The sequence below is a fragment of the Citrobacter sp. Cpo071 genome, assembly GCF_030332765.1.
Classification (GTDB): domain Bacteria; phylum Pseudomonadota; class Gammaproteobacteria; order Enterobacterales; family Enterobacteriaceae; genus Citrobacter; species Citrobacter portucalensis.
In genome coordinates this window covers 286,042-310,024 of the sequence record NZ_JAOWHE010000085.1, presented here as the reverse complement: position 1 = coordinate 310,024, position 23,983 = coordinate 286,042, and the positions used below count along the sequence as shown (strand labels likewise).

23 protein-coding genes are annotated in these 23,983 nt (G+C 51.2%); 8 read left to right on the top strand and 15 right to left on the bottom strand.

Annotated features, from left to right (window positions below):
- Positions 1 to 57: 57 nt before the first annotated feature.
- Entirely contained in the window at positions 58 to 471 is a 414-nt protein-coding gene (locus OGY09_RS18625) for a pyrimidine (deoxy)nucleoside triphosphate diphosphatase (protein WP_126956334.1), read from the top strand.
- Here the strand turns inward: OGY09_RS18625 and OGY09_RS18620 are convergent.
- Positions 431 to 691, bottom strand: coding sequence for a YnjH family protein (locus OGY09_RS18620; protein ID WP_171846094.1), 261 nt, complete (start codon positions 689 to 691; stop codon positions 431 to 433). The genes OGY09_RS18625 and OGY09_RS18620 overlap by 41 nt on opposite strands.
- A gap of 252 nt (positions 692 to 943) precedes the next feature.
- Between OGY09_RS18620 and gdhA the strand changes: the two genes are divergently transcribed.
- Positions 944 to 2,287, top strand: coding sequence for an NADP-specific glutamate dehydrogenase (gene gdhA / locus OGY09_RS18615; RefSeq protein WP_003832501.1), 1,344 nt, complete (start codon positions 944 to 946; stop codon positions 2,285 to 2,287).
- 88 nt (positions 2,288 to 2,375) lie between these two features.
- Here the strand turns inward: gdhA and topB are convergent, their stop codons facing one another.
- The 3 genes from topB to OGY09_RS18600 form a co-directional block, all read right to left on the bottom strand.
- Positions 2,376 to 4,322 carry a DNA topoisomerase III gene (topB, locus tag OGY09_RS18610; protein WP_032934436.1) on the bottom strand — a complete coding sequence of 649 codons (1,947 nt, stop codon included), beginning with the start codon at positions 4,320 to 4,322 and terminating at the stop codon, positions 2,376 to 2,378.
- Positions 4,323 to 4,326: 4 nt separating this feature from the next.
- Complete coding sequence (gene selD / locus OGY09_RS18605) at positions 4,327 to 5,370, bottom strand: selenide, water dikinase SelD (protein ID WP_275399021.1); 1,044 nt, start codon at positions 5,368 to 5,370, stop codon at positions 4,327 to 4,329.
- A gap of 116 nt (positions 5,371 to 5,486) precedes the next feature.
- A complete protein-coding gene (locus OGY09_RS18600) occupies positions 5,487 to 6,038 on the bottom strand; it encodes an NAD(P)H nitroreductase (protein ID WP_275399022.1) in 552 nt (183 codons plus the stop codon).
- 175 nt (positions 6,039 to 6,213) lie between these two features.
- Between OGY09_RS18600 and sppA the strand changes: the two genes are divergently transcribed.
- Positions 6,214 to 8,070, top strand: coding sequence for a signal peptide peptidase SppA (gene sppA / locus OGY09_RS18595; protein WP_008784539.1), 1,857 nt, complete (start codon positions 6,214 to 6,216; stop codon positions 8,068 to 8,070).
- A 36-nt stretch (positions 8,071 to 8,106) separates the two neighbouring features.
- On the opposite strand, the gene OGY09_RS18590 is transcribed toward sppA, so the two are convergent.
- On the bottom strand, positions 8,107 to 9,174 hold the full coding sequence (locus OGY09_RS18590; RefSeq protein WP_267441576.1) for a GlxA family transcriptional regulator: 1,068 nt from the start codon (positions 9,172 to 9,174) through the stop codon (positions 8,107 to 8,109).
- 237 nt (positions 9,175 to 9,411) lie between these two features.
- Here OGY09_RS18590 and ansA point away from each other — a divergent pair, with 237 nt between their 5' ends.
- Together ansA and pncA are read left to right on the top strand one after the other, a co-directional pair.
- A complete protein-coding gene (gene ansA, locus OGY09_RS18585) occupies positions 9,412 to 10,428 on the top strand; it encodes an asparaginase (RefSeq protein ID WP_191214787.1) in 1,017 nt (338 codons plus the stop codon).
- 14 nt (positions 10,429 to 10,442) lie between these two features.
- Positions 10,443 to 11,081, top strand: a complete 639-nt coding sequence (gene pncA, locus OGY09_RS18580; protein WP_020996452.1) for a bifunctional nicotinamidase/pyrazinamidase — start codon at positions 10,443 to 10,445, stop codon at positions 11,079 to 11,081.
- Between the two features lie 37 nt (positions 11,082 to 11,118).
- Here pncA and OGY09_RS18575 read toward each other — a convergent pair whose 3' ends face one another.
- From OGY09_RS18575 to OGY09_RS18540, 8 genes are all read right to left on the bottom strand, one after another.
- Positions 11,119 to 12,477: an MFS transporter gene (locus OGY09_RS18575; protein WP_057068371.1), complete on the bottom strand. Its 1,359-nt coding sequence runs from the start codon at positions 12,475 to 12,477 to the stop codon at positions 11,119 to 11,121.
- A 140-nt stretch (positions 12,478 to 12,617) separates the two neighbouring features.
- Positions 12,618 to 13,376 carry a DeoR/GlpR family DNA-binding transcription regulator gene (locus OGY09_RS18570; protein WP_032943120.1) on the bottom strand — a complete coding sequence of 253 codons (759 nt, stop codon included), beginning with the start codon at positions 13,374 to 13,376 and terminating at the stop codon, positions 12,618 to 12,620.
- Positions 13,377 to 13,512: 136 nt separating this feature from the next.
- Positions 13,513 to 14,496 carry an NADH-dependent methylglyoxal reductase gene (ydjG, locus tag OGY09_RS18565; RefSeq protein ID WP_275399023.1) on the bottom strand — a complete coding sequence of 328 codons (984 nt, stop codon included), beginning with the start codon at positions 14,494 to 14,496 and terminating at the stop codon, positions 13,513 to 13,515.
- A gap of 9 nt (positions 14,497 to 14,505) precedes the next feature.
- Complete coding sequence (locus OGY09_RS18560; protein ID WP_057068373.1) at positions 14,506 to 15,453, bottom strand: sugar kinase; 948 nt, start codon at positions 15,451 to 15,453, stop codon at positions 14,506 to 14,508.
- Between the two features lie 4 nt (positions 15,454 to 15,457).
- Positions 15,458 to 16,294: a ketose-bisphosphate aldolase gene (locus OGY09_RS18555; RefSeq protein WP_275399024.1), complete on the bottom strand. Its 837-nt coding sequence runs from the start codon at positions 16,292 to 16,294 to the stop codon at positions 15,458 to 15,460.
- Between the two features lie 24 nt (positions 16,295 to 16,318).
- On the bottom strand, positions 16,319 to 17,362 hold the full coding sequence (locus tag OGY09_RS18550) for an NAD(P)-dependent alcohol dehydrogenase (RefSeq protein WP_003832485.1): 1,044 nt from the start codon (positions 17,360 to 17,362) through the stop codon (positions 16,319 to 16,321).
- A gap of 17 nt (positions 17,363 to 17,379) precedes the next feature.
- Positions 17,380 to 18,759: an MFS transporter gene (locus OGY09_RS18545; protein WP_032943114.1), complete on the bottom strand. Its 1,380-nt coding sequence runs from the start codon at positions 18,757 to 18,759 to the stop codon at positions 17,380 to 17,382.
- 26 nt (positions 18,760 to 18,785) lie between these two features.
- Positions 18,786 to 19,862 carry a zinc-binding dehydrogenase gene (locus OGY09_RS18540; protein WP_003832481.1) on the bottom strand — a complete coding sequence of 359 codons (1,077 nt, stop codon included), beginning with the start codon at positions 19,860 to 19,862 and terminating at the stop codon, positions 18,786 to 18,788.
- 296 nt (positions 19,863 to 20,158) lie between these two features.
- On the opposite strand from OGY09_RS18540, the gene chiD reads away from it, so the two are divergent.
- A complete protein-coding gene (gene chiD, locus OGY09_RS18535) occupies positions 20,159 to 21,412 on the top strand; it encodes a chitinase ChiD (protein WP_020996455.1) in 1,254 nt (417 codons plus the stop codon).
- Positions 21,413 to 21,505: 93 nt separating this feature from the next.
- Complete coding sequence (yajD, locus tag OGY09_RS18530; protein ID WP_003832478.1) at positions 21,506 to 21,850, top strand: HNH nuclease YajD; 345 nt, start codon at positions 21,506 to 21,508, stop codon at positions 21,848 to 21,850.
- 44 nt (positions 21,851 to 21,894) lie between these two features.
- Here yajD and OGY09_RS18525 read toward each other — a convergent pair whose 3' ends face one another.
- Both OGY09_RS18525 and msrB read right to left on the bottom strand, forming a co-directional pair.
- Complete coding sequence (locus OGY09_RS18525) at positions 21,895 to 22,170, bottom strand: YeaC family protein (protein WP_003030693.1); 276 nt, start codon at positions 22,168 to 22,170, stop codon at positions 21,895 to 21,897.
- A gap of 42 nt (positions 22,171 to 22,212) precedes the next feature.
- Positions 22,213 to 22,626: a peptide-methionine (R)-S-oxide reductase MsrB gene (gene msrB / locus OGY09_RS18520; protein WP_032943113.1), complete on the bottom strand. Its 414-nt coding sequence runs from the start codon at positions 22,624 to 22,626 to the stop codon at positions 22,213 to 22,215.
- Positions 22,627 to 22,967: 341 nt separating this feature from the next.
- On the opposite strand from msrB, the gene gapA reads away from it, so the two are divergent.
- Positions 22,968 to 23,963, top strand: coding sequence for a glyceraldehyde-3-phosphate dehydrogenase (gapA, locus tag OGY09_RS18515; protein WP_003030697.1), 996 nt, complete (start codon positions 22,968 to 22,970; stop codon positions 23,961 to 23,963).
- Positions 23,964 to 23,983 lie beyond the last annotated feature (20 nt).

The window sequence follows — 23,983 nt, the reverse complement described above, 5'->3', positions numbered from 1 at the left end:
ATAAAACAAAGATAACGATAGTATGTCATTTTCTGCTGTTAGATCTTGATGAATATGATGAAAACCCTCGACGTGGTCGCCGCTATCATTGAACGTGATGGCAAAATTTTACTGGCTCAGCGTCCGCTACATGCGGATCAGTCAGGCATGTGGGAGTTTGCCGGGGGTAAGGTTGAGCCGGGAGAAAGTCAGCCCGAGGCGCTGATCCGCGAACTGCGTGAAGAGTTGGGCATTGAGGCGGTCGTGGGGCGCTACATTGCCAGTCATCAACGCGAGGTTTCAGGCCGATTGATTCACCTACACGCCTGGCATGTACCGTCTTTTCAGGGGGAATTGAGAGCGTTTGAACATCAGGATATCGTCTGGTGCTCACCCGAAGAGGCGCTGCGTTATCCACTGGCACCCGCCGATATCCCGCTGTTAGAGGCGTTTATCCTTTTACGCGCCGCCAGACCAGCGGATTCGTGCTGATCGTTTTATCATCGCGCTGGCACTGCAACAGAACGCCATCGGCTTTAATCACCGCCCCTTCTGAGTAGTTTTGATCCTGATAAATACAGCACTGGCTACAGGGCTGTGCCCGCTGACCGCTGGAACTGAACACTTCCGGCGGTACATTCACCTGCACGTCCGGGCGATAAAGCTGATTTGCCAGCGTCGCGCAGGACACCAGTACCAACGCTCCTGCCATGATTAAACGGCGCATTGTCTTTCCTTTTTAACTGACATTTATGCTCAGTATAACGGTATAAATCGGCAGAAACTTTAGTCCCTTCCATCATCGCTTTTGGTTATGACCCACGGCGCAATATTAATTTACTTAGCGGGGTTAATTTTTTCTTGCGTCCCGTCACACTGCTGATGGTATAGTCAAAAACTGCACAACACATAACATAATTATCAAAAATATAACCATATCAATACATAAGAGGTTCTTATATCTATGGATCAGACATGTTCTCTGGAGTCATTTCTCAACCATGTGCAAAAGCGCGACCCGAATCAAACCGAGTTCGCGCAAGCCGTTCGTGAGGTAATGACGACGCTGTGGCCCTTTCTTGAGCAGAACCCGCGTTATCGTCAGATGTCGTTGCTGGAACGTCTGGTTGAACCGGAGCGCGTGATCCAGTTCCGCGTAGTTTGGCTGGACGATCGCAATCAGGTGCAGGTCAACCGCGCGTGGCGCGTACAGTTTAGCTCTGCCATTGGCCCGTACAAAGGCGGTATGCGTTTCCACCCTTCCGTGAACCTGTCGATCCTGAAATTCCTGGGTTTCGAGCAGACCTTTAAGAACGCCCTCACCACGCTGCCAATGGGCGGTGGTAAAGGCGGGAGCGATTTCGATCCGAAAGGTAAAAGCGAAGGCGAAATCATGCGTTTCTGCCAGGCACTGATGACCGAACTGTTCCGCCATTTAGGTCCTGATACCGACGTCCCGGCGGGCGATATCGGCGTGGGTGGTCGTGAAGTCGGCTTTATGGCCGGGATGATGAAAAAACTGTCCAACAACAGCGCCTGCGTCTTTACCGGTAAAGGTCTCTCTTTTGGCGGCAGCCTGATCCGCCCGGAAGCCACCGGCTACGGTCTGGTGTACTTCACCGAAGCAATGCTCAAACGCCATGGTCTGGGCTTTGAAGGCATGCGCGTGGCGGTTTCTGGCTCCGGCAACGTAGCGCAATTCGCCATAGAGAAAGCCATGGAGTTTGGCGCGCGAGTAGTTACCGCCTCCGATTCCAGCGGTACCGTAGTTGACGAAAGCGGATTTACCAAAGAAAAACTGGCGCGTCTGTGCGCGATCAAAGACAGCCGTGACGGTCGCGTGGCGGATTACGCCCGTGAGTTTGGCCTGACCTATCTGGAAGGCAAACAGCCGTGGTCGGTTCCGGTCGATATCGCCCTGCCGTGCGCCACTCAGAATGAACTGGATGTCGATGCAGCGCGCGTACTGATCGCCAACGGCGTGAAAGCTGTCGCCGAAGGGGCAAACATGCCGACCACTATCGAGGCCACCGATCTGTTCCTCGAAGCGGGCGTACTGTTCGCACCGGGTAAAGCCGCCAACGCCGGTGGCGTAGCGACATCCGGTCTGGAAATGGCGCAAAACGCCGCTCGTCTGGGCTGGAAAGCGGAGAAAGTGGATGCGCGCCTGCACCACATCATGCTGGATATTCACCATGCCTGCGTTGAATACGGCGGCGAAAGCAAGCAGACCAACTACGTACGTGGCGCCAACATCGCGGGCTTCGTGAAGGTTGCCGACGCGATGCTGGGTCAGGGCGTGATTTAATATTGTCTCTGCAGGCCAGTAGGCCGGATTAGGCACGGGTGCCGCATCCGGCTAAGCCTGATGCGCTATGCTTATCAGGCCTGCAAACTTACAGACCCGCCTCTTCAGATGGCGGGCTTTTTTTCGCCGGACGTTTACGCGGCGCGCTTTTTTTCTTATCGCTACCACTACCGCCAGGTGCAGCAATTCCACGAAAGCGTCGTACCGGTGTGCTGCGCGCCTGATCGATAAGCTGATACAGCGTTCCCACCAGCGGCTGCATGAAATCCTGATAGCGACACTGCTTTTCGCTGATTTGGGTCAGGATAGATTCCCAGTGCGCCGTCATGTCCGGGCGCGTCGCCATTTCTGGCAGCGAGTGGAACAGCGCTTTTCCCGCGTCAGTCGAATGGATATAACGTCCTTTTTTCACCAGGAACCCGCGCTTAAACAGCAGCTCGATAATTCCGGCGCGCGTCGCTTCCGTACCTAAACCATCCGTTGCGCGCAGGATCTTTTTCAGATCTTTATCCTGCACGAATCGCGCAATCCCGGTCATCGCTGACAGCAGAGTTGCATCAGTAAAGTGCCGCGGGGGCTGGGTCTGACGTTCAACTACTTCGCCTTTTTCGCACAGCAGTTCGTCATCTTTTGCCACCACCGGCAGCGGCGTCCCGTCATTATCTTCGTCGCGCTCTTTGTTGCCGAGCAGCGTGCGCCATCCGGCTTCCGCCAGAAAACGGGCTTTAGCGACAAACTTGCCTTTGGCGATGTCCAGCTCAATAACGCACTTCCTGAATACCGCATCTGCGCAAAATTGCATCAGATACTGACGGGCAATCAGGTTGTAAATTTTCGCTTCGTTGTCATTCAGGTTGATGGACGAACTGCGCGCGGTAGGAATGATGGCGTGGTGCGCATCCACTTTTTTGTCGTCCCAACAGCGATTTCGCGTATCGGGATTGACCGCCGGCTGCGGGAGCAGATCCGGCGCATGGACGCTAATCGCGTTCAGTACCGCGTGACGTCCGGCAAAGTGTTCTTCCGGCAGATAACGGCTATCCGAACGCGGATAGGTAATCAACTTATGGGTTTCATACAGCTTCTGGCAGATATCCAGAACGTTTTGCGCACTTAAACCGAAGCGCTTCGCCGCTTCAATCTGCAACGCCGACAGCGAGAACGGCAACGGCGCGGATTCTGATTCCCGTTTATCGTTATAGCTGGTGACTATCGCCGGTTGACCGTTAATGCGGTTCACCACGTGTTCAGCCAGCGTGCGGTTCAGCAAGCGCCCTTCTTCATCCTGATACGGCTCACACGCTTCGCTCGGCTGCCAGATAGCGGTAAACCGCTCATCGGCGGGCGTTACGATATGCGCTTTCACTTCGAAGAAGTCTTTGGCGACGAAGTTCTCTATCTCTTCATCGCGACGCACAACCAGCCCAAGCACCGGCGTTTGTACGCGCCCGACCGAAAGTACGCCCTGATAGCCCGCGTTACGTCCAAGAATGGTGTAAGCGCGCGTCATATTGATACCGTACAACCAGTCCGCACGCGCTCGCGCCAGTGCCGACACGCACAGCGGGATAAACTCACTGTTGGCGCGCAACCGCTCAATAGCCCGCTCAACGGCCTGCGGGTTGAGGTCGTTAATCAGGCAACGCTGCACCTTCTGGCGCTTTTCAGGTGCCAGTTGCAGGTAATCCAGCACTTCATCCACCAGCAGTTGCCCTTCACGATCGGGGTCACCGGCGTGAATAACTTCGCTGGCTTCATGCAAAAAGCGCTTAATGACGTTGAGCTGTTTGGTCACCGAGGGGCGCGGTTGCAGTTGCCACTTTTCAGGGACAATCGGCAGATCGACCAGACTCCAGCGAGCATAACGACTGTCGTAGGCATCCGGCTGCGCCTGTTCAAGCAGGTGACCAATACACCAGGTCACCACTTGTCCATTTCCGCATTCGATAAAACCATCGCCTTTGCGATGCGGCTTCGGCAGCACATCGGCGATAGCACGCGCCAGACTTGGTTTTTCGGCAATAAACAACCGCATCGAGTTAACGAATCTCAACCATGGCGCGACCGCCACGAGCTTCCACTAACTCACCAATGGCGGTGAGATCGATACCGAACTGCGCCGCTGCCGCTTTCACTTCGGCTTCAGCTTCCGGCGTTACCGCCAGCAGTAGACCACCTGAAGTTTGCGGATCGCACAGCAGATCGCGTACCGATTGCGGCATTTCACCCATCAGGTGTCCGTAGCTGGCAAAGTTACGTTGGGTACCACCCGGCACCGCGCCCTGCGCGATGTATTCTTCAACGCCAGGCAGCTTAGGAATATCCTGGTAGACGATCTGTGCCTGAACGCCTGCGCCCTGGCACATCTCACTCAGATGCCCCAGCAGACCAAAACCGGTAACATCGGTCATGGCTTTCACGCCGTCAATATCGGCGAATGCCGCACCGGCAATGTTCATCCGGCACATCACTTCTGTCGCCAGTCCTTTGTGTTCTTCCTTCAGCAGTGATTTTTTCTCTGCAGTTGTCAGAACGCCAATACCCAGAGGCTTGGTCAGGAACAACTTACCCCCTGCCTCAGCGGTGCTGTTTTTCTTCACGCGTTCGGTCGGCACAACGCCGGTTACCGCAAGGCCGAAGATAGGCTCTGGGGCATCGATAGAGTGGCCGCCCGCCAACGCAATACCCGCCTGACGGCAGGCAAAGCGTCCGCCTTCGGTGACTTCGCGGGCGATTTCCGGCGCCAGCTTATCCAGCGGCCAGCCCAGAATAGCAATTGCCATAATCGGTTTGCCGCCCATGGCGAAAATATCGCTGATGGCGTTAGTCGCGGCGATGCGTCCAAAATCAAACGGATTATCGACAATCGGCATAAAGAAATCGGTGGTGCTGATAACGCTGGTGCCGTTTCCCAGATCGTATACGGCCGCGTCGTCGCGGGTTTCATTACCCACCAGTAAGTTCGGATCAACAAACTTCGCCTGCTCGCTGTGCAGGATGGTTTCCAGCACTTTTGGGGAAATTTTACAACCGCAACCGGCTCCGTGGCTGTATTGCGTTAAACGAATAGCTTGCTCGCTCATGGACATCTCCTGTCATTGCAATCCGGATATGGTAGCGCTCATTCCATGATGTGGTAAGAGTGACTGTCTGAATTCGGGTGTCTTTGCTCAGAATCCAGACAGTTTTGCCGTTGATATCAGAAATAACGGACGAATGCGCTCGGTTCGGCAAGGTTAATCGTCGTGGATGCTTTTAGCTGCGGTGTGCCCAGATAGAGAAAACCGACGATTTTATCTTGCGGGCGACAGTCGAATGCTTCGCGAACGACCGCACTTTCGGTTAATGCACCACTGCGCCAGATACCGCCAAAGCCCTGGGCAATTGCGGCCATCTGCATAGCCATCACCGCACAACCGGCAGACATTTCTTGTTCCCACAGAGGAACCTTGTCGTTTTCTTCACATTTCGCCACCACGGTAATAATCAACGGCGCGCGAAACGGTGCGCTGCGCGCTTTTTCCTGGGCTTTCTCGTCACTGCCTGCGGCAATCGCCCCTTTTTCAAGCACCGCGCTAAAACGCTCACGCCCTTCGCCCTCAATGACAAAGAATTGCCACGGTTGCAGCGTTTTGTGGTCTGGCGCGCGCATTCCCGCACGCAGAATGTTTTGCAGCTGCTCTCCTGTCGGGGCTGGCTCGACGAGACGAGAGGCGCTACGACGGGTAATCAGTAATTCGAGTGCATCCATTTGCTTAACTCCAACAATGAGATTTGTTCACAAAATTAACACGTGAGCGGATTTTGTTACAGCACAGGCGGTGATTCCTGCTGACAAGTGCCTGTCGGGTCATTACGATAGCCTCATCTTATCGCCTTTCTCCGGAATTTCGGGATGGCGTGTTGTTAATCGGTAGGGAGAATACATGCGAACCCTGTGGCGATTTATTGCCGGATTTTTTAAATGGACATGGCGATTACTGAATTTCGTCCGTGAATTTGTGCTTAACCTGTTCTTCATCTTCTTGGTGCTGGTGGGCGTGGGCATCTGGATGCAGGTCAGCAGCAGCAATACCAGTGAACACGCTGAGCGAGGCGCACTGCTGCTGGATATCTCGGGGGTGATTGTCGATAAGCCTTCGAGCACCAGTCGCTTAAGCGTTATTGGTCGTCAGCTGTTTGGCGCCAGTTCCGATCGTCTGCAGGAAAACTCCCTGTTCGATATCGTGAATACTATTCGCCAGGCAAAAGATGATCGCAACATCACCGGCATTGTGATGGATCTGAAAAATTTTGCCGGGGCCGACCAGCCTTCCATGCAGTATATCGGTAAAGCGCTGCGGGAATTCCGCGACAGCGGCAAACCGGTCTTTGCCGTGGGCGATAACTTCAGCCAGGGGCAGTACTACCTCGCCAGTTTCGCCAATAAAATTTATCTCTCTCCGCAGGGTTCCGTTGATCTGCACGGCTTTGCCACCAACGGTTTGTACTACAAGTCCCTGCTCGACAAGCTGAAAGTTTCCACGCACGTGTTCCGTGTCGGGACTTATAAGTCTGCCGTAGAACCGTTCATTCGTGATGATATGTCTCCTGCCGCGCGCGAGGCCGACAGCCGCTGGATCGGCGAGCTGTGGCAGAACTATCTCGACACGGTCGCTGCCAACCGCCAGATCCCTGCTCAGCAGGTGTTCCCGGGCGCACAGGCCATGCTGGACGGTTTGACAAAAGTCGATGGTGATACCGCGAAATATGCGCTCGACAACAAACTGGTGGATGCACTGGCCTCCAGCGCCGAAGTCGAAAAAATGCTGACCAAACAGTTTGGCTGGAGCAAAGCGGATAAAAATTATCGCGCCGTCAGCTATTACGATTACTCGCTGAAAACGCCAGCGGATACTGGGGACAGCATTGGCGTCGTCTTCGCGAATGGCGCAATTATGGACGGTGAAGAAACCCCTGGGAATGTGGGCGGTGACACGACTGCCGCGCAGATCCGCGAAGCGCGTCTTGATCCGAAAGTGAAAGCAATTGTGCTGCGCGTGAACAGCCCTGGCGGCAGCGTCAGCGCTTCCGAAGTCATTCGCGCTGAGCTGGCTGCGGCAAAAGCGGCAGGCAAGCCGGTTGTCGTGTCCATGGGGGGCATGGCGGCATCCGGCGGGTACTGGATCTCCACCCCAGCAAGCTACATTGTGGCGAACCCCAGCACGCTGACCGGTTCAATCGGGATCTTTGGCGTGATCAACACTGTGGAAAACAGTCTGGATTCCATTGGTGTACACACCGACGGCGTGGCGACATCCCCACTGGCGGATATCTCCATCACCAAAGCGTTACCACCTGAAGTGCAGCAAATGATGCAACTGAGCATCGAGAACGGCTATAAGCGCTTTATCACGCTGGTCGCAGATGCGCGTAAGACAACGCCTGAGCAGATTGACAAAATCGCGCAGGGCCACGTCTGGACCGGCCAGGATGCGAAAGCCAACGGTCTGGTAGACAGTCTGGGTGATTTTGATGACGCTGTGGCGAAAGCGGCTGAGCTGGCCAAACTGAAGCAATGGCACATTGAGTATTATCAGGACGAACCGACATTCGTTGATATGGTGATGGACAGCATGTCCGGTTCCGTTCGTGCCATGCTGCCTGAAGCGATCCAGGCGATGCTCCCGGCGCCGCTCGCTTCTGCGGCGAGTACGGTTAAAGCGGAGAGCGATAAGCTGGCCGCGTTTAACGATCCGCAAAACCGCTATGCGTTTTGCCTGACCTGCGCCAACGTTCGCTAATCAGCCAATGCTGCCCCAAGTCGGGGCAGCATTTTTTTACACATTCTGATGTCGCGTACTGCGACAATCTCCAGGCGTACAGCCAAACTCCCGACTAAACAAACGAATAAAGTGCGCACAGTCGCTAAATCCCAGACGCAGCGCAATCTCCGTGACACTCTCTCCAGAATTCATCAGCAGCCAGTGGGCATAACGCAAACGCGCTCGTCGGATAAACTCTCCTGGCGACTGGGCGAACTCGGCGTTAAACAACCGGGTAAGTTGTCGAGGGCTCAGGTTGACTTCTGCGGCCAGCCAGCGGGTCGATATGGGCTTTACCAGCCCTTGCTCAATTAAAAAGACCGCTTTGCGTAACCGACTGTCGCTCACGTGGGTAAAACCTATCGCTCTGGAGACCGCCACTGACGTGCTGTCTATGCGGTTGGGGACGGACATCTGGAAGATGGCTTTTGTCGCCCTGTCGGGACCACAGTGGCGGCGAATAAGCTCTGTTGCCAGCCCTATCGTCGAAATGCCCCCCGGACATGTCAGAATCCCTTTTTCCTCAACAAAATCGACCCCGCTACGGGCAGCCAGCTGAGGAAATTGCGTTTTAAAATCATTCAGATGCCAGGGATGAATCGCCGCCATCAGCCCATTGAGGAAACCTTCTTGCGCCAGAACAAAGCTGCCCGTGCAGATACCTACCAGCGGAATGTTGAGCTGATGCGCAAGATGCAGGTAACGTCGCGCGGCCCGATCGGCTTTCGCCATACTGCGCAGCAAGCCGCCAATCACCACCACATAATCAAATTGTTCCGGTGCAACGAATGCGCTATCCGGCATCATCGCCATTCCTGAACTGCTTAGAACTGGTCGGTCTGGTGTAGCGCTCATCAGACGCCAGGAGCAGCGAATTTTCTGGCTATCATCCCCCATATCCGCCGCATGACGTAACGCATCGGTTAACCCCGCCAGCGCCAGCAGAGGAAATTCCGGCCACAGAAGAATGCCGACATTCAACTGTGGTCTGCGCGGTGTCTCTGTCTGACTCGCATCGATAGCCGTAATGATGTCTCCATCCGCCCACTCGCCTGGCTGATAAATTCTCAGGTCTTTCTTCACTTCAGGCTCCATGCGTATTGTCATTACGACGAAACATGATAACGGCAATCGCTATATCCAAAAAGCAAGGCTGCTACTGTAGGGCCGAGGGAGCAAAACCACACTGAACAAACGGGACAAGGCACTGAACATAAATGACATATTGATCGGATGGCAGGTATGCGTCATTTGCACTGTATTTTTTCGGGGGGAACTTTATACTGCGCCTGTTTATGCACAACTTAACCTGTGACGCCCATGCAAAAGAAATCGATTTACGTTGCCTATACCGGCGGTACCATTGGTATGCAGCGCTCAGAACAGGGTTATATTCCTGTTTCCGGTCATCTCCAGCGTCAGTTGGCACTGATGCCTGAATTCCACCGCCCGGAGATGCCAGACTTCACCATCCACGAATACGTCCCGCTGATGGATTCCTCCGATATGACGCCAGAAGACTGGCAGCATATTGCTGAAGACATTAAGACGCACTACGACGATTACGATGGTTTTGTCATTCTGCACGGCACTGACACCATGGCGTTTACGGCTTCGGCGCTCTCATTTATGCTGGAGAATCTGGGCAAGCCAGTCATTGTGACAGGGTCACAAATCCCATTAGCAGAGCTACGTTCTGACGGACAAATCAATTTGCTGAATGCGTTGTACGTTGCAGCAAATTATCCGATCAATGAAGTGACCCTGTTTTTCAACAACCGACTGTTTCGCGGTAACCGGACCACTAAAGCGCATGCTGATGGTTTTGACGCGTTTGCCTCACCCAACCTTGCACCACTGCTGGAAGCCGGGATCCACATTCGTCGGCTGGGAACACCGCCCGCACCTCACGGCACAGGTGAGTTGATTGTCCATCCTATCACTCCACAACCGATTGGCGTGGTCACTATTTATCCTGGGATCTCCGCTGATGTAGTACGCAACTTCCTGCGCCAGCCGGTAAAAGCATTAATTTTGCGCTCCTACGGCGTGGGCAATGCGCCGCAGAATAAAGAGTTCCTGAAAGAACTTGAAGATGCGAGCTCGCGTGGCATTGTGGTGGTGAACCTTACGCAGTGTATGTCCGGCAAGGTGAACATGGGGGGCTACGCGACAGGGAATGCGCTGGCGCATGCTGGCGTGATTGGCGGCGCGGATATGACCGTCGAAGCCACACTCACCAAACTGCACTATTTGCTGAGTCAGGGACTGGATACGCAGACAATTCGTGAAGCAATGACGCAAAATCTGCGTGGTGAGCTCACGCCTGACGATTAAAGGAGTCTATGCCCATGGCCCGAGCCTTACTGTTGGTCGATTTACAAAATGACTTTTGTGCCGGTGGTGCCCTCGCGGTCCCACAAGGTGACAGCACAATCGATATCGCCAACCGCCTGATTGACTGGTGTGCCATACGCGGCGACACGGTCGTTGCCAGTCTGGACTGGCACCCGGCTAATCACGGTAGTTTTGCCAGCCAGCATCAGGTCGAGCCCTACAGCCAGGGACAACTCGATGGCCTGGCGCAGACGTTCTGGCCCGATCATTGCGTACAAAACAGCGAAGGTGCTGCCCTGCATCCGCTGCTGAACCAGCGTGCGATAACCCAAACGTTCACTAAAGGTGAGAACCCGCTGGTCGACAGCTACAGTGCTTTTTTTGATAACGGTCGTCGTCAGGCAACCGCGCTAAATGCATGGCTACTCGAACACCGCATTGCCGAGCTCATCATCATGGGTCTGGCTACCGACTATTGCGTCAAATTCACCGTACTGGATGCGCTCGATCTTGGCTACACCGTCAGCGTTATAACCGACGGCTGCCGTGGCGTTAATATTCATCCCCAGGACAGTGCAAACGCCTTTATGGAAATGGCAGCTGCGGGCGCAACGCTGTATACGTTGGACGACTGGCTGGAAACCCAGCCGTAAGCGATGCCGACCGGGTCACTCCTGTCGGCGCGTTATCTCAGGCCAGCGCTGAAATCTCTTCCAGCGATACTTTGCGTGTTTCGATGCCAAAACAAAAAAGAATCAAAGCGCATAGCACCAACATTGCTCCTAGCACGATAAAGACCGTAACCGAGCCATAGCGGGTCAACAAAATAGCGACGCCATAAGGCGTAAACACAGCGACAATCCTCCCCACCGCATTCACAAAACCCGATCCTCTCAATCTAAGATGCGTGGGCCATAGTTCCGGGACATAAACTGCAGAGGCAAAGCAGACATACATATACAGAAAAAAAATCATCACCAGTCCGTAGCTCAGAATTGCCCACTCTTCAGTTTGAAGCGAATAGAAATACCCAAGCAAGGCGATAATAATCAACAAGAATGAGCCAAACAATCGCCGAGGAAAGCGATCGATAATTAACGCGGCAATAAATATCCCGACCGGCGCGCCAATCATAATTATCGCGGTCATAAATATGGATTTCGTTACATCGATTCCCGAATTAACAAATATCGTCGGAATCCATACCGTAATGGTATAGAGCGAAATATTCATTGCAATAAGCACCGTGATCGCCACCAGTGTACAGCGCAACATTGGCCCCTTAAACAAGAGCCAAAATGAACCACTTATCGTGCTTAAATCCGCCGACGAGCATTCGTTCCGGCAGGATGGTAAAGTGATGTTTTTTTCTTTCTCAATTTGCGATTCCACCTGCATAAGATGTTTTTCAGCTTCGCTTCTCTGCCCTTTGCCAGCCAGCCAACGCGGGGATTCAATATAGTATTTTCCCGACAGATACCAGGCCAACAGCATTGCCATGCCGCCGAGCAGAAACATCACCCGCCAGCTTAAAAGTGCAATAATCACGACGCCAATTGCCGCAGATAGCATTGGTGCCCAGTTGCCGACAAATGACAGACGGGCAGACCATTTCCCACGAACCGCGGGTGGAATGAATTCTGTAAATGAGGCATAGCCCACCATAATTAGCGCCCCCATTCCTATCCCCATCAGACAGCGGAAGAAAATAAGCCAGTACATGTTGGGCACAAACGTTGCAGCGCAGGCTGAGACCCCGACGATTAACAAATTGACGCGGAACGCTTTGCGTCGACCGAGATAATCACCAATAAAACCACCGACTAGCGAACCGATAAAGTAACCGAACATCAGCGCTGAGGTAAACGCGGCATTGAGATAATTGTTTGACCAGCCTGTGCTGACTAGTTTTGCTAATACCACATTCCCGGAATAGCTGAGAAAACCAGTTATTAACAAACTAACACTAATAATTCCAAAAATACGAAAATGAAATCGAGATAAAGGTAAGCGATCTAATCTTGCGCCTATAGGGTCACATTGTTCCATCTGGATGCCTCAAATTCAGCTAAATAGAAAGTATGGCGATCGCGGCAGAAAAATTTTGCCGCGCCATCCATCATCATTAGATTCTTATGGCATTTACCAAGTGCAAACTTAAAATAATATCGACACAACCCTCATTATAGCTAATAAACGAGTTGAATATTATTCTCTTTGCAAAATGCAATCCACTCTGCACCCGGTGCCTTATTGGTTATTAGGTAATTAATATGGCTAAAGTCCACGAGCTGAACGAAAGCTTTACGGTCAAACTTTGAGTGATCAACTAACAGGGCCACCTCAGTCGCCTGGCGGATCATGGTTTTTTTGATTTCCGCTTCCGCTTCATTAGAATCAAGCGCCCCACTCTGCATATCCAAACCTTTGCAGCTCATCACCATGATATCAACATGATAACGGCTGATAATCTCCTTGGTGATTCTTCCCTGCAGCGACAGCGTATTCTTATTCAACTCACCGCCGGTAGAAACCACGTTAATTTCTGACTGCGCCAACTCATGAAATGCTTCAGCCGAATTGGTTAGCAACGTCAGATCGTTTCTTTCCTTCAACAGCTTTAATAATTCCATCGCGGTACTGCTGGAGTCGGCAGCCATTGTGGTCTTATTTTTAATAAACGGTAATGCATTACGGGCAATAATCTGCTTTTCTTCGAAGAAAGATTTTGCACGCTTATAAAAATGAATATTGTCGGACAACGCGGTGGTATTGAGCACTGCACCGCCATATGTTCGGGTCAAAAAACCTTCATCTTCCAGTTTTTCAAGATCGCGGCGAATCGTTTCCTCAGTCACCTGAAAGATTGAACTTAAATTAGATACCGCCACTTTCTTATCGTTAGCCACCATTTGCTTAATGGCTTGAATCCTGTCTTTTGCCGCCACGATGACACCTCTGTTTCCTGCAAAGTAATAATAAGACCCTAGTATCTCACAGGCTATGTTTATTTTCAAAAGAACATGTCTGAATCACAGATTTCAATACTTTTTTACGCAGAAACAGAGGTCAATTCTATCCGACTTAATTTATATCCAACGCTTCCGCCATTCGCCTCATCAATGATGAATCATCATCTGTCAGGGGAATGGTTAACGCCTCGACGTTCTCGCGAACCTGTTCAGGTGCGGTTGCACCACTCAGTAAGGTGATCAAATCGCTTTGCTTTAAAATCCACGCCAGAGCTAATGCGGGGATTGTGCAGCGGTATTTTTCACACAGTGGCTGCCACTGCTCTAGCATATCAATCACCCGCAGCATATTTTCCCGCTGAAACCAAACCTTGTTAGCCCGTGCGCCGCCAGGAACATAATCTCGGGCGATAGTACCAGTCAATAACCCCTGCTCAAGCGGTGAATATACCTGCACGATGATGCCATTCTGCTGGCATAGCGGCAGCAGATCAGCTTCCAGCGCCCGGTCAAGAATGCTGTACTTGGCCTGGATGATATCCAGCTCACCGTGTTTGAGATACTCCCTTATATGCCCGGCATCGACGTTCGCCGCACCAATCGAACGGATTTTTCCCTCTTTTTTCAGTGTGTTCAGCGTGTCTACGGTTTCAGCAATCGGCGTAAAACAGGGTTCAACCGACTGCCAGTGGGTCATATAAATATCAATACTGTCGATACCCAATCTTTGCAGGCTGGCATCAACCTCCTCACGAATCGACTCAGGCGTGAGGTTTTTATACAGCTGGCGATCGCCCACTTTGTTAAACAGGCTGCCTGTTCGCTCCCAGACGATGCCGCATTTGGTTTCAACCACTACCTCGCTGCGCGGCAGCTTTTTCAGCGCCTGACCGACTATCACTTCACTGTTGCCAAAGTTGTATCCTGGCGCGGTATCAATCAGATTAATACCGCAGCGATGCGCCTCAACAATGGTATCAATACAAATCTGCAAATCGAGATCGCCATTCCATGCCGGACCGCCGCCAATGGCCCATGTACCTAATCCCATGCGGGAAAGCGTAATATCCGTACTGCCTAAAGGAATCATTTTCATCTGCCGCTATTACCCTTCGTATTCGTCAAGAAGTTGTTCAACCAGCTTTCTGTTCTTCACACCCGTTGTCGCACCCACGCTCAGTACCGATATTGCCGCCGTTGCATTAGCAAACAGCGCGCAGTCGCGAAGCGGCTTACCTTCAAGCAGCGCGGAGATAAATCCTGAAGCAAAGTTATCCCCCGCGCCGATGGTGTCGATGGCGGTAATCCCCGACACGGCCGGGACTACCATTTTCATATCGACACGTTTGATAAAGCAGCCTCTTTTACCGGTCTTAATCACGACGGTTTTCACACCACAGTTCAGGAAACTGTCAGCAATCTCATCCAGCGTATCTTTCCCGGTGAGCAGTTTTGCCTCTTCAAAATTGGGAAACAGATAATCCACGTAGCTCAGCGCTTCACGGATGTCGTCCAGCGTTTCGTTAAGCCGTGGCTTAATCATGTCGGCGCAGATAATTAATCCATGCACTTTGGCCTGAGTGAAAATATCCGTTAACGCCTGGCCATCAAGCAGCGGACTATTAAAAATACTCGCCAGCGACAGCAGCTTTGCCTGCGAGAATCGGTCAAAATCAACATCGTTTATATTCAGTTTCCATAAACTGCCGTTACGGTTAGTCACAAAGGTGCGTTCACCATCAGCGGTGACTAAACCCACGTTAATGGAAGTATCAATATCAACATCCTGCTTCAGGCTTTTAATATCAATATTCTCCCGATGGCAGTGGTCGACAATAAAATAACCGGCTGCATCATTACCTATCCGACTCATTAACGCCGTGCGATGGCCAAGGCGAGAAATAATCGTCGCCTCATTAATAGCGTCACCTCCCGTGGTCATTGCTATTCGTTCTAATGGATAAGAGTCAACATCAAAGATATTTTTACTCACTGGTTGCAAGGGAATATCAACAATTGCCGCCCCTATACAAATAACCTCGATATTATCCATATTGTCATTCCGCTTTACCGTCAGAGCCAAACAGTTTGATTTTCTCCAGCGCGCGCTCTTTTACCGCTTTGCGAACTTCACGCTCAACGTGCAGGAACGGCTGGTTCTGGTTCTCCTGCATCGCCGCCATTGCCGCCTGGCACAGTTCGGTATGAATATTGATTTTCGAAATACCTAATGAAATGGCTTTTTTGATATCCGCATCGCTAATGCCGGACGCGCCGTGCAGCACCAGCGGAACGGATACCGCCTCGCGCACCCGTTTGACCACATCGAAATTCAGTTTCGGCTCAGAGGTATAAACGCCGTGCTGGTTACCAATCGCCACCGCCAGAGAATCGCAGCCGGTACGCTCGACAAATTCCGCCGCCTGGCTCGGGTCAGTATAGTGATAGCCCGCCAGCGCTTCTTCATAAACCGTTTCATTCCCCACGTGGCCCAGCTCCGCCTCAACCGGAATACCCAACGGATGGAAGAAGTCCACCGCCTCTTTAGTCAGGCGAATATTCTCTTCGAAATCAAAAGCGGAGGCATCGCGCATCAGTGAATTCATGCCGTGAGTCCAGGCGTTATGGATAATTTCCATACTGCGCCCGTGGTCCCAATGGGTAATAACCGGCACTAAGGCTTTTTTCGCCATCGAAACCATCATATGCGAAAAATCTTCAAAAGATGTATTACCCACAAAGCCGGTGCCGAATGAAATAATTACCGGCGATTTAGACTCTTCCGCCGCATCCATCACCCCCATTAACATTTCCGCATTCCACACGTTAAAGTGGGCAATCGCATAATGTTTATTCTGGGCATCATTTTCCCAATATTTAATATCTGCCAGCATAGTTGTTTCTCCCTTTTCAATAAATTAATGGTTAACTTTAATAACGCCTTTGATAATTTCGCGTTTGTTGTTGACTGACTCATCAAACGCGCGCTGAACATCTTCATAATCATAAATATGCGTCACCATCGACTTGACATCGAAACGCCCGGAGGAAATGGCTTCAATAGTGACCGGATAGCGGTTGGCGTAGCGGAAAACAGTCTGAATGGAGACTTCGCGGTTAATTTTGAGGAAATTAATCGCCGAATCACCGGGAACTGTCCCAACGATCATGATTTTCCCGCCGCGCATCACCAGGTACGGAGCCTGCTTAACGGTGATCGCCGAGCCGGCAGTTTCAAAAACAATGTCAGCCCCCATATCGCCGGAGAACTGCTGACAGCGGGCAACGGTGTCCTCTTTCGCCCCGTTGATCACAGTCGTCGCGCCAAGCTGCTCGGCCATGGCCAGACGCTTTTCCAGGACATCAACAACGGCGATGTCGGTAGCACCCAAACATTTACAGGCTTGCAGGGTCATTAAACCAATACAGCCCGCCCCCAAAATGACGATTTTCTTGCCCGGTTTAACGTCCGCCAGCATTGCGGCATGCATCCCTACCGCCGCAGGCTCTACCAGCGCGCCTTCCATGGTGTCCATATTATCGGGCAACTTGTAAGTGAAGCTCTCCGGATGGCACAGATAGTGGGTTAGCGCGCCGCGATAATTAGGCTGCGTGGCCATAAAGTCGACATCAGGACAGATGTTGTATTTGCCCTCCAGACAGTAGCGGCAGTGACCGCACGGCACGCCGGGTTCAATGTTCACCCGGTCGCCCGGTTTAAATTTACTGACGCGATTTCCTACCGCCACCACCGTACCGGCACATTCATGTCCGAGGCCAATTTCCTGGTTCGGGTCTTTTGGCGGAATAAAGGGACCTGATTCGAAACCGTGAACATCTGAACCGCAAATACCTACGTATTCAATTTTGATCAGTACTTCATGCTCTTTGGGTACCGGGATATCGGCGGCAATAATTTTCATCGTGCCCGGCGTTTTTAATATCGCTTTTGAATTTTTCATTTTATTTCCCATCAATATTATTTGCTGGTAACTGCATCAATACCGAGGCTTTCGACAGAGACGCCTTTGGTTTCAATTCCAATGGTAGCAATGGCGACAGCGACAATAATGGAGACCGCACCCAGCAGTACAAATACACCCGTCACTCCATAACCGTTAAGCAATACCGCGACTGCATAAGGCGCGGCGATACCGCTGATACGCCCTACCGCATTCGCCAGACCAGAACCGCGAAGTTTCGCTTCGGTCGGCCATATTTCCGGAACATAGACTGCCGAGGCGTAGCAAACGTACATATAGACAAAAGTAATCAGGAAGAAACCAATTAGCGTAATCAGTAGCATGCTGGTTTGCAGTGAATAGATATATCCCAGCACGGCAATTAACACTAATAATCCCACACCCATTGTCTTTCTGGGAATTTTATCCATTACCAGCATGGCTATAAAAATTCCAAACGGCGCGCCGAACATACTCATGGTATTTAAGACAATGGAGTCTTTCAGATTAATGCCCTGAGTCATAAATATTGTCGGTAGCCAATTAATTAAGGTGTACTGGACGACGTTCATGGCAATCAGGACAAAGGAACCTAAAATAACGCGCTTCAGTAACACACCCGTTAATAAGGCCGAGTAAGGAACCGTGCGCGGGGCTTTGCCGTCATCTTCAAATACCACAGGCGGCAGTGGCTTGCCGGTCTGCTGAACAACCCCTTCTTCAATGGCCCGCATCACCTTTTCAGCTTCGGCGTAGCGTCCGCGGGATTCCAGCCAACGAGGCGACTCCGGGAAACTACGCCAGGCAATAACGGTCGCCACCAGCGACAGTACGGCCGGGATCATCAACTGCACGCGCCAGTTCCATTCGGCGCTGATCAACGGCGTCAATCCCATCGCGATCAGCGAACAGAGCGGATAAGACCAGTTACCGATAAACGAGACCCGGCTTGACCAGGTGCCGCGATTCCTGCCTGGCATATATTCGGTGAACCCGGCAAACAGAGTCACCAACAGCGCGCCTAATCCAACTCCCATTACAAAACGGCAGGCGATCAGGAAAGTCATATTTGGTGAAAACGCGCCAACGATCATAGAAATAATATGAATCGCTTCATATAAAATAAATGCGTTTTTACGTCCGGTTTTATCGCCGATAATTCCCCCACCGAGCGCGCCGAGAAACATTCCCGCTGTCGTAATGGCTGAAAACGTGGCGGTGGTGGAATTATCGGTCCAACCAAGCTCTTTTAACTGCGCGAGAATTAATCCGCCAACGGCATTACTCCAACAAACCAGTAATCCAAAAGCAACCATCGCAAACATCGATGTGTGCCAACGGCAGTCAGGTAGCCTGTCCAGCCTGGCGCCGCAGTGCGGTTTTGCTATTTGTTCCATGCGATAACGTCCTTTTAATAGACATGTTATTCATCAAAGTCGTAAGTCATGATGACTTTAATCGCGGTTTTATCGACCATGGCGTCAAACCCTTCGCGCCATTGCGACAGGCCGATACGGTGAGTGATCATCGGTTTAACGTTGATTGCGCCGCTGGCCAGCAGGCGTATGGCGTTGCGCCAGGATGTGGAATCGTAGGCCATATGGCCAATGATGCTTTTATTCCACGCGGTGATGTCGTTGATGGAGAAATCGAGAGGTTTAAAGCCCATACCGACGCGAACGACTTCACCATTCGGGCGCAGCATTTCGATTGATTGTTTAAGGGCGATATTCGCACCAGAGCATTCGATGACCAGCCCCAAATTGTCTTTACCGCAGATTTCCTGGCAGCGTGCAACCACATCTTCGGTCGAACCGTTAACGACAGCTGTCGCGCCCAGCTCTTTGGCGATCGGGAAGCGTACGGCAACATCCTCTTCCAGCCCGACCATCACAATATTAACGGCCCCCATAATGCGCGCCATTTGAACAGAAAAGAGTCCTAACGGACCGGTACCAAAGACCACCACATCCTGGCCTGGAAGAAATTTGGATTGCTGAGCGATAGATTTGTAGGCATTGCAGATAGGATCCAGTACAGCCGCCTCTTCATAATCTACCCCTGCCGGGATTTCCCACAGAGCATGGCGGTGAATTTTGAGGATTTCCCCAGGGACCAGACAATATTTAGAAAACCCACCGCCCCAGGTATTGTTGTCCAGACCTAAATTCACCTTTTCTGTACAACAAAGAAAATCGCCCTGTTCACAGGCCGGACAAACGCCGCAAACGTGCCCGCTGTTGTCAGACACAACTCGCTGTCCCACCTTCCAGTCCTTAACCTTGTCGCCAACCTGCACAATTTGACCCGCAAATTCATGACCACGAATCGAATTAAACTGCTCGGATCCACTGTCGACATTGTAGTGTTTCATGTCAGCGCCGCAGATAGCAGCAGCCTTAATTTCAATCACAACGTCATCCGGACCACATACCGGTTCCGGAACATCAATCATCTTGTAGCCGCCAAAGGCCTTGCCAAATCTCGCCAGTGCTTTCATGGAATTTTCCTTTGTGTTTAGTTTTGCATCAGTGACCATCATACTTATCCATATAATTTTTGAGGTCAACACTAAATCTTTAAAACACAGATTTTGATCTGTATTTCACAACCAAGATCACAAATAAATGCAAAGATGAACTGAAACCCAAGTGAACGTGGCTGCCGCTTCGCTAAAATGGCGTGAACCCCTTCGCATTTTTCCTGTTATGAAACTGTTAACCTGCGGGTGCTGTTTTTTTCGCCACGCCATTTCCGTGGCGTGTTTGCTTGTTTAAATGTCAAAGAGGAACACCGATGAAACTATTGCCTTTGTTGGCAGCATTACCCCTGCTCTGCGCCAGCGTTGTTTCCGCCAGTTCACTGATGTCAGTTGGCTACTTTAATGGTGGCGGCGACGTCACTGCCGGTCCCGGTGGCGACATCAATAAACTGGATGTTCGCCAGATAACCCATCTCAACTATTCGTTTGGCCTTGTCTACAACAACGAAAAAGACGAGACCAATGACGCCTTAAAAGACGCCAGCAAACTGCATCAGATTTGGCTTTCACAGAAAGTGCAGGATGATTTGCTGAAAATTCCACAGCTGCGTAAACAAAATCCAAACCTGAAAGTTTTGCTTTCCGTCGGCGGCTGGGGAGCGCGTGGATTCTCTGGCGCGGCAGCAACGAAGGAAACACGCGCAGTGTTTATTCAGTCTGCACAGGAGATAATTGCGAAATATGGTCTGGATGGCATCGACCTCGACTGGGAATATCCAGTTAACGGCGCCTGGGGACTGGTCGAAAGCCAACCGGCTGACCGCGCTAACTTCACCGCGCTGTTAACAGAGCTGCGTGCCGCATTGGGGCATAAAAAACTGCTGACCATCGCCGTGGGCGCGAATGCGGAAAGTCCGAAAAGCTGGGTGGATGTAAAAGCCATTGCACCATCGCTCGACTACATCAACCTGATGACCTATGACATGGCTTACGGCACCCAGTATTTCAACTCGAACCTGTATGATTCGACGCAATGGCCGACGGTCGCCGCGGCGGATAAGTACAGCGCCGATTTTGTGGTCAATAACTATCTCGCCGCCGGTCTGAAACCGAGTCAAATGAATCTGGGCATTGGCTTTTATGGACGCGTACCAAAACGCGCCGTTGAGCCAGGTATTGACTGGAGCAAACCTGACGCGCAGAAAAACCCGGCTACCCAGCCCTATTTCGAGTCAGCTCAAATTGAGTTGTTCAAATCACTGGGCGTCGACCTGAGCAAAGACACCTACGTGAAGTACAACGATATCGTGGCGAAGTTGATCAACGATCCGCAAAAACGCTTTAGTCAACATTGGGATGATGAAGCGAAAGTGCCGTGGCTGTCGGTACAGTCTGCGGATGGAAAAAAACTCTTTGCCCTCTCCTATGAAAACCCGCGTTCGGTGGCGATCAAAGCCGACTACATCAAAAGCAAAGGGTTGGCAGGCGCCATGTTCTGGGAGTACGGCGCAGATGACAATAATCAGTTGGCGAAGCAGTTGGCCGATTCGTTAGGCATCAAACACTGATCCCAACGCCTGACACAATAGGTTATGATTAGCGCATTCTGCTGCGCCAGCTTTTGGCGCAGCTCTTCATTTTCTACTGGAGGCATGAGCTTTATGGCTTTTATCCCTAAAAATTACGCCCGTCTGGAAGTCGGTTACCGGGAAAAGGCGCTTAAACTCTTCCCCTGGGTCTGCGGACGCTGTTCCCGTGAGTTCGTGTATTCAAATTTGCGCGAGTTGACGGTACACCATATCGATCACGATCACTCGAATAACCCGGAAGATGGTAGCAACTGGGAAATGTTGTGCCTGTACTGCCACGATCACGAGCATTCCAAATATACGGAAGCGGACCAGTATGGTTCAACGGTGGTTGCAGGAGAAGATGCGCAAAAGGCCGTGGGCGAAGCGAAATACAACCCGTTCGCCGATCTGAAGGCGATGATGAACAAGAAATAACATCAACTGCAGGCCCGACACAGATGTTTGCCGGGCCTGGGTAATCAGGATTTAAACGTCGCAATAGGTTCTGGCGTAATACCAAACTCCACCTTCAACTGCTGCTTGCTCTTCATCACCATCTCACCGTTGGTATCAATCGTCATATGCTGCGCGTCAATATTGTTTCGCGCCTGCCATAACATCACCAGCTGTAAGCTATTCTCTTTTTGTTCTGCCGTTAGCGCTACGCCATCCGGCCATTTTCCGAGTTCAACGGCAGTCGATAAGCGCTGATAAACTTCCGGCGTCATGCTGTTGATCATCTCATCAAGATTCATGTTAAATCCACTCTCCGTAGAATAATTTGCTGAATCGTTTCTTCAACCCTTGGTTTGCTCACCGTTATCACCATCGGTGAAGTTCAAAGACGCTGAGTTAACGCAGTACCGTTCACCGGTAGGTTTCGGACCATCCGGGAAGACGTGTCCCAGGTGCGCATCACAGTTTCCGCAGCGGATTTCAATGCGCTGCATGCCGTGTGACGTATCTTTTATGTAACGGATAGCCTCATCGCTGACAGGCTCGTAAAAGCTGGGCCAACCGCAGCCAGAGTCATATTTTGTCTCGGAACGAAATAGCGGATTGTCGCAGATCAAACAGTGGTAGATGCCGTCACGTTTGTTATGTAGCAAACGTCCGGTAAATGGCGGTTCTGTCCCGTGATTCTGCGTCACATAGAACTGCATTTCGGTTAAATTTTTTTTCAGTTCTTCTGGAGAAGGTTGATTAGCCATTTGCTCACATCTCGCTTTATCTAAACTCACATCGCGAGACAGATTCTAACAAAACATTAACACCGGAGTGCGAACTTTTGTTCTAAACTTGATCCTTGCGAAATGGCAGCCTGCAATTCGTGATCAGAATCACGTTTTTATCTTGATTGCCCTTTAAAATTCGGGCCGCCGACCCCATGTGGTTTCAAGCCCAAAGGAAGAGTGAGGCGAGTCAGTTGCGCAAAGCTTAGGCAGCAGATTGATTTGTCGCAATGATTGACACGATTCCGCTTGACGCTGCGTAAGGTTTTTGTAATTTTACAGGCAACCTTTTATTCACTAACAAATAGCTGGTGGAATATATGACTATCAAAGTAGGTATCAACGGTTTTGGCCGTATCGGTCGCATTGTTTTCCGTGCTGCTCAAGAACGCTCTGACATCGAGATCGTTGCAATCAACGACCTGTTAGACGCTGACTACATGGCTTACATGCTGAAATATGACTCCACTCACGGCCGTTTCAACGGTACCGTTGAAGTGAAAGACGGTCATCTGATCGTAAACGGTAAAAAAATCCGTGTTACCGCTGAACGTGATCCGGCTAACCTGAAATGGGACGAAGTTGGTGTTGACGTAGTAGCTGAAGCTACTGGCCTGTTCCTGACAGATGAAACCGCTCGTAAGCACATCACTGCTGGCGCGAAAAAAGTGGTTCTGACTGGTCCGTCCAAAGATAACACTCCGATGTTTGTTAAAGGCGCTAACTTTGACAAATACGAAGGTCAGGACATCGTTTCTAACGCTTCCTGCACCACTAACTGCCTGGCTCCGCTGGCTAAAGTTATCAACGACAACTTCGGCATCATCGAAGGTCTGATGACTACTGTTCACGCGACCACCGCTACTCAGAAAACCGTTGATGGCCCGTCTCACAAAGACTGGCGCGGCGGCCGCGGCGCATCCCAGAACATCATCCCGTCCTCTACCGGTGCAGCTAAAGCTGTAGGTAAAGTACTGCCAGAACTGAACGGCAAACTGACTGGTATGGCGTTCCGCGTTCCTACCCCGAACGTATCCGTTGTTGACCTGACCGTTCGTCTGGAAAAAGCTGCTTCTTACGAAGAAATTAAGAAAGCAATCAAAGCTGCTTCCGAAGGCCCGATGAAAGGCGTTCTGGGTTACACCGAAGACGACGTAGTATCTACCGATTTCAACGGTGAAGTTTGCACTTCCGTGTTCGATGCTAAAGCAGGTATCGCACTGAACGACAACTTCGTGAAACTGGTATCCTGGTACGACAACGAAACCGGCTACTCCAACAAAGTTCTGGACCTGATTGCTCACATCTCCAAATAAGTTGAGATGAAACAGTAATC